The 1070-nt window shown below is 71.1% G+C and carries 1 protein-coding gene; it reads right to left on the bottom strand.

The genetic code is table 11. From position 1 onward, the window contains the following. Window positions 1-26: 26 nt before the first annotated feature. The gene (locus G3N92_RS34310; RefSeq protein WP_206131910.1) at window positions 27-992 is read right to left on the bottom strand and encodes a thioesterase domain-containing protein; all 966 of its coding nucleotides are present in this window, start codon (window positions 990-992) and stop codon (window positions 27-29) included. Between the last annotated feature and the right edge of the window lie 78 nt (window positions 993-1070).

Below are 1070 nucleotides of genomic sequence, written 5' to 3'. Positions count from 1 at the left end.
CCCGACGATCCCGATCCGGGCCGCGGTCATGCAGCCTCCCGCAGCCGGATCCGCGAGGCCACCGCATCGACGTGCGGCTGCTGCAGGCAGGACAGGTGATTGCCGCCGATCCGCTCGATGTCGAGGCCGCCCAGCGCCACCTCGCTCCAGAACGTCGTCATGTCGGGTTGCAGGCCGGGCAGGAAGTGCAGCGCCTCGTCGTCCTGCAACAGGTGCAGGTCGCCCGCGAACGGCTCGGGACGATAGCGGGCCACCGCCGCCAGGCTGTGCCGGAACACGCGGAACAGGCTGTCGACCTGATCGGGCGCGACTGCCCAGGCGCGCGTGGACACCGTCCTGGCCAGCGCGGCAAGCCGTTCGCCGGCGGGCTGCCGTGCGAGCCGCGCGTAACAGTCGCCGACCTCGGCGTGCTCGCCGTCGAGCGCCGCCAGGCAGCCGGCCGGCAGATGCTCGCCGTGCCGGTCGCGCACCACGCGCAGCGCGCGTTCGAGCCGGACGTCGTCCACCGCATGTCCGGCCGCCACGATGTCCGCGCCGAGCAGGCCGCCGAACGCGCGTTCGAGCAGCAGATCGTCGTCGATCCGGTAGCGGAAACGGTCGCTGCTGATCACGGTGACGGGGTCGAGCGTCGCGCCGCGTTCGAGCAACACGCGGCCCAGCTCGGTGGCCAGCAGGCCGCCCATGCAATAGCCGATCAGGTGGAAGCGTTGCGCGCCGCGCGCGAGCAGCAACTCGGCGTAGTCGGCGGCGAGCGTGGCGATCAGCGCGCCGGGGTCGCAGGCCAGGTAGCGCGTGGCGTCCGGCACGGTGAGGCCGACGATCTCGGCTTGCCGCTCCGGCGCGTCGGCGAGCAACGGCAGCAGCGCGCGATAGGGCGCGAGCGTGCCGCTGCCGTCGTGCAGCACCACGTGCAGGCGCGTCGCGTCGCCGCGCGCCGGGGCCAGCACGATCAGCGGCGAAGCGCCGGCCGAGGCCGACGATCGGAAGAGCACACGGCTGAACTCCAGGCACCATAGAGTACCTCGAATGCCGTCTTATGCCTGAAAAAAAAAAAAAATATACTACCACAT

Source organism: Burkholderia sp. Ac-20379 (genome assembly GCF_017104645.1).
Taxonomy (GTDB): domain Bacteria; phylum Pseudomonadota; class Gammaproteobacteria; order Burkholderiales; family Burkholderiaceae; genus Burkholderia.
Note: the sequence above shows the minus strand (reverse complement) of the source record. Positions and strands in the feature narration are given on the sequence as shown.